Here is a 4,862-nt window from a genome sequence, read left to right as displayed (position 1 = left end):
GGTTTATTAAGGATTATTTTGCTAGAAAATGAATTTGCGGCAGTAAATTTGTTACTTAGTGCGTTGCTTCTCTGATTTAGCAGTAAATTTGTTACTTACGCCGTTTCTGTAAACGTGTTTTGAAGGGCGGGCAGTCGGAGGCCGTCTGAAAGAACGGATTGGCGGGAAGTGGCCGTCTGAAAAAAACGGCGGAACGGGTTGGCAAAAAGGCCGTCTGAAAAGCGGGGCGGCGGTTTGCGATTCGGGAAAACCTGCTTTCAGACGGCCTTTTCCCACACAGAAGCCCTTGTGCGGCAAACGGGCGGAGCAGGCAGCAGAAAGGCCGTCTGAAAGCGCAGCTTCAACGGAGTTAAAACCCGTTTTACGTTTTCAGACGGCCTTGCATCACATTAAATCGGTATCGCCAATCAGCGGTGGTAATTCGGCGCTTCTTTGGTGATTTGTACGTCGTGGACGTGCGATTCGCTCATGCCTGCGGAAGTGATTTCGACAAACTCGGCTTTTTCGTGCATATCGCGGATGGTGGCGCAGCCGAGGTAGCCCATGCTGGAACGCAGGCCGCCGGTGAGTTGGTGGATGATGTTGACAATCGGGCCTTTGTAGGGCACGCGGCCCTCGATGCCCTCGGGAACGTATTTGTCCGCGCTTTCCTGTTTGTCTTGGAAATAGCGGTCGCTCGAACCCTGGCTCATCGCGCCGAGCGAACCCATGCCGCGATAGGATTTGTAGGAGCGGCCTTGGTAGAGTTCGATTTCGCCGGGGGCTTCTTCCGTGCCTGCGAACATGCCGCCGAGCATCACGCTGGACGCGCCTGCGGCGAGGGCTTTGGCGATGTCGCCGGAGAAGCGGATGCCGCCGTCGGCAATCAGCGGTACGCCGCTGCCTTTGAGGGCTTCGGCGACGTTATGGATGGCGGTAAGCTGCGGCACGCCAACGCCGGCAACGATGCGGGTGGTGCAGATAGAGCCCGGGCCGATGCCCACTTTCACCGCGTCCGCACCTGCGGCCACCAAGTCCAGCGCGGCTTTGGCGGTGGCGATGTTGCCGCCGATAACCTGCACGCCGGGGAAGTTTTCTTTGACCCATTTCACGCGGTCGAGCACGCCCTGGCTGTGGCCGTGTGCGGTGTCGACGACGATAACGTCCGCGCCCGCCGCCACCAGTGCGCGTACGCGCTCTTCGGTATCCACGCCCGTGCCGACGGCCGCGCCCACGCGCAAACGGCCTTCGGAATCTTTGTTGGCGTTGGGAAATTCGGTGGTTTTGACGATGTCTTTAACGGTAATTAGGCCTTTGAGTTCGTCGGCGGCGTTGAGTACCAAAACGCGCTCGACTTTGTGGGTGTGCATCAGTTCGCGCGCTTCGTCGATGCTGGTGCCCTCGGCCACGGTAACGAGGCGCTCGCGCGGGGTCATGATGGCGGAAACGGGCAAATCGAGGCGGTTTTCAAAACGCAGGTCGCGGTTGGTGACGATGCCGACCACTTTGCCGTCTTTGACGACGGGCAGGCCGGACATTTTGCGCTTGCGCTGGGCGCGCAGTTCCAGCAGTTCGCCGATTAACACGTCAGGTGCAACGGTTACGGGGTCTTTGACGACGCCGCTTTCGTGGCGTTTGACTTTTTTCACCGCCCCGGCCTGTTGTTCGGGAGTCATGTTTTTATGGATGATGCCGATGCCGCCTTCCTGCGCCATCGAAATGGCCAAGCGGGCTTCGGTTACGGTGTCCATGGCGGCGGAGAGAAGGGGGAGGTTGAGCGAGATGTCGCGGGTGAGCTGCGTTTTGAGGGATACGTCGCGCGGCAGCACTTGGGAATGTGCGGGAACGAGCAGAACGTCGTCGAAGGTGTAGGCTTTTTCTACGATGCGCATGATGCTTTGACTTTCAGTTTGTGCAAGATGCACGGCATTGTATCAAATTTGCCGCGCCCGTCCCAAGTGATTTGGCGGCAAAGCGGGCGATAACATGGCGGCATAGGGATAAATACAGTACAATCCGCGCTATTCCGAATAACGACATAGAAGAGAGTTGAACGATGCACATTACCCGTATAGCAAAAGCATTGGTTTTGGGCGGCCTGCTGGTGTCCGGCAGCCTGTATGCGGCTGGTTCTGAGGTATACCGCTGGAAAGACGGCAAAGTCAACGTCTATTCCGACGTGCCGCGCGGCCTCAAACCCACCCAGTCCACCATCATCAACATCCGCACCCACAAAGTCACCCCGCCTGCCAGCGCCACCACGCAGCCCGCCTCCGTCACCACAGTGGGCGATCCCAACGCCGTGCCGTCGCTGGCCGACCAGCAGAGTGCGCTGAACGCCAAGCTGGCCGAGCAGAACAAAGAAGCGGAAAAACGCAACAAAGAAATCGAAGAGCAGAACAAACAGACCGCCGAGGCCAACTGCAAAACCGCGCAGATGAACCTGTCCTACGCGCAAAGCGCCCGCACCGACAAACGCGAAGCGCTGATTGAACGCTTCAACCAAGACGTTTCCAAATACTGCAAATAAAGCAGCCGTTTTTGCCAAAAGGCCGTCTGAAAATATTTTCAGACGGCCTTTTTGTTGTGCCTGTGCGGCAGGTTTTGCCGATGCCGGTAACAGCCTCTGGGCGCGTTGACAATCAGCTTGCGAGACGGTTTTTTGAGTAAGAAATGTCCGAATGTAAGGAGAAAAGCGCAGCAGGATTGGACACCTTGCGGATATTTTTGACGCGGCAGGCGGGTATTTTTTGCCAAAACCACCGCCGCAAGGCTGATTGTCAACAGACCTTAAGCCAGCACCTTAACCGTGTGCCGCTCTTTTTTCAGCTTTTCTTTCAGCACCGCAGGCAGCGAACGGTCAAAATACCACAGCCCGTCGGGCATCAGCAGTGCGCCGCCCGAGCAGGAAAACGACAGGCTGCCGATCGCTTCGTCCGTTTCCGTGATTTCCAGCGTGTGCGCCTTGCCCCAGTCCGCCACCGGCAGCAGAGCCGCCGCATCGGCCGCTTTACGGTTGTGTGCGTTCAGGCCGTCTGAAGACGCGCATTCCCCGCCGCAGCCGCCGCAAGCAGCCACAGGGCAGGGCGCGTCTTTGGCGAAAGTGGACGGCAGAATGTCGAGCAGCGCGGGGCACAATCCCTGCTCGCGCGCCCATGTGTCCAGAGCCCGTTTTGCCGCTTTTTTGTGCAGGAACAGACCGTTGGGCTTTTCCGCCGACAGGCCGTCTGAAAGCCGCACCAGCCTTGCCTGCAAATGCCCGCGCTCATTGCTGCGCAGCCGTACGGTCAGATATTCTTGGGCAGCTGCGTTTTCAGACGGCCTGAAACCGTATTCCGCCGCCGTTTGCGCTTTCAACATCAGCGCGTGCAGCGCGCCCGCCGCGGGCAGGAAACGGATTTCCGCTGCCGCGCGCAAAGATTTCTGTTTGTGCAGCAGCTCCGACGCTTCGGAAAATGTCTGCCGGTGCGCCGCCAGATGCAGTGGCCTGCCTGACGCATCAAGCCACAGCAGCACGCCGTGGCCGTCGGACAAAGCGTCAAGCTGCCGCACCAGCGCATCGGATAATCCGGCCGGCGGCAGGCGGGGATGCAGCAGCTTGTCCGCCTGCTGCGCCAGCGTTTCCCGTCCCAAATCCGCGGCGGCGGTTTCCAGATAGTCTGCCAGCGCCAGCACGTCGCTCATCGCGCGGTGGCGCTGCGCGGCGGCAATGCCGTGGCGTTCGATAATGCTCTCGAGGCTGTGTTTGAAAAACTGCGGGTAGAGGCGGAGGGAAAGCTGCACCGTACACAGCGTCGGCACGGCAAAATGCAGGCCGCAGCGGGCAAATTCGCGGCGCAGGAAGGTGTAGTCGAATTTGCTGTTGTGCGCCAGCAGCACGCAGCCGCGCAGCAGTGGCAAGAGCTCGTCCGCCAGCTCGGTAAAGGGCGGCGCGTCGGCCACCATGTTGTCGTCGATACCCGTCAGAGCGGCGACAAAGGTGGGGATGCCGCGCTGCGGATTAACCAGATGCGTATAGCGCGTTACGCCGCCACCGTCGAAACGCAGCAGGGCGATTTCCGTGATGCGGTCGCTGTCGGCATTGCCGCCCGTGGTTTCCAAATCGATTACCACCGTAGGCCGCCCGAATGCCGCCAAAATCTCCGCCAAAGTGCGCCAGCGCAAAGAATCCGTTATCAAAATTCCGTTACCGTTCAAGAAAAAGGCGGCATTTTACCGCTGTGTCGGAAAATTTTCAGCAAGAATGCTTGACAGCCCTGATGCCACTCCATATAATTCACATCTTTCTCGCACCCGTAGCTCAGTTGGATAGAGTATCTGGCTACGAACCAGAGGGTCGGGCGTTCGAATCGCTCCGGGTGCGCCAGAAGACTACGCGCCCATCGTCTAGCGGTTAGGACATCGCCCTTTCACGGCGGTAACCGGGGTTCGATTCCCCGTGGGCGTGCCAGCATTCCGAAAGCCCTGCAAGAAATTGCGGGGCTTTCTTTTTATTGTCCGGCAGCTGTGCCGTTTGTTTTGGCAGAGGCCGTCTGAAAACCGCAAAGGCTTTCAGACGGCCTTTTTGCATGAGAAAAGTCGGCCGCGTGTTTAGATGGGACGGTATCCGAGTTGTGCTATCGGCTTTTGCGGCAGTTTTCAGACGGCCTCTGTATTGCTTTACAGGTAGACGAACACCAATGCCGGAGCGGCGGGGTGGAGCAGGCTGCCGCAGGCGTCGGCATCAAGATGGAAATGGCCGCACATCTGCCCGCCGTTGTCGAAAAAAATATGGGGCTGTCCTAGGGGCTGTTGACATTCAATTTTTCACAGTATCATACAGATATGACCAGATATACCCTATCCGATGCCCAGTGGGCAGCCATCGAACCGCTTTGTCCGGG

General features: G+C 58.4%; 4 protein-coding genes and 2 tRNA genes. 4 read left to right on the top strand and 2 right to left on the bottom strand.

Annotation, left to right across the window (positions count from 1 at the left end; genetic code table 11):
* Positions 1-407: 407 nt before the first annotated feature.
* Positions 408-1,871, bottom strand: a complete 1,464-nt coding sequence (gene guaB, locus ACLD9W_RS12140; protein WP_410842251.1) for an IMP dehydrogenase — start codon at positions 1,869-1,871, stop codon at positions 408-410.
* A gap of 164 nt (positions 1,872-2,035) precedes the next feature.
* On the opposite strand from guaB, the gene ACLD9W_RS12135 reads away from it, so the two are divergent.
* A complete protein-coding gene (locus ACLD9W_RS12135; RefSeq protein ID WP_410842250.1) occupies positions 2,036-2,509 on the top strand; it encodes a DUF4124 domain-containing protein in 474 nt (157 codons plus the stop codon).
* A 260-nt stretch (positions 2,510-2,769) separates the two neighbouring features.
* Here ACLD9W_RS12135 and ACLD9W_RS12130 read toward each other — a convergent pair whose 3' ends face one another.
* The gene (locus tag ACLD9W_RS12130; protein ID WP_410842252.1) at positions 2,770-4,155 is read right to left on the bottom strand and encodes an exonuclease domain-containing protein; all 1,386 of its coding nucleotides are present in this window, start codon (positions 4,153-4,155) and stop codon (positions 2,770-2,772) included.
* A gap of 113 nt (positions 4,156-4,268) precedes the next feature.
* Between ACLD9W_RS12130 and ACLD9W_RS12125 the strand changes: the two genes are divergently transcribed.
* The 3 genes from ACLD9W_RS12125 (at position 4,269) to ACLD9W_RS12115 (ending at position 4,764) form a co-directional block, all read left to right on the top strand.
* Positions 4,269-4,345: transfer RNA gene (locus ACLD9W_RS12125), tRNA-Arg, on the top strand.
* Positions 4,346-4,354: 9 nt separating this feature from the next.
* Positions 4,355-4,429 (top strand) — tRNA-Glu (locus ACLD9W_RS12120).
* 161 nt (positions 4,430-4,590) lie between these two features.
* A complete protein-coding gene (locus ACLD9W_RS12115) occupies positions 4,591-4,764 on the top strand; it encodes a hypothetical protein (RefSeq protein ID WP_410842249.1) in 174 nt (57 codons plus the stop codon).
* The last annotated feature ends 98 nt before the right edge of the window (positions 4,765-4,862 follow it).

Origin of the sequence: Neisseria sp. WLZKY-1 (assembly GCF_046546535.1) — a bacterium.
In the GTDB taxonomy this organism is placed as follows: Bacteria; Pseudomonadota; Gammaproteobacteria; order Burkholderiales; family Neisseriaceae; genus Neisseria.
This window is presented reverse-complemented; position numbering and strand designations above follow the sequence as displayed.

What these genes read in the sequence shown, in the direction of transcription:
- guaB (WP_410842251.1), bottom strand. Translation starts at nt 1,871, where the DNA reads ATGCGCATCGTAGAAAAAGCCTACACCTTCGACGACGTTCTGCTCGTT.
- ACLD9W_RS12135 (WP_410842250.1), top strand. Translation starts at nt 2,036, where the DNA reads ATGCACATTACCCGTATAGCAAAAGCATTGGTTTTGGGCGGCCTGCTG.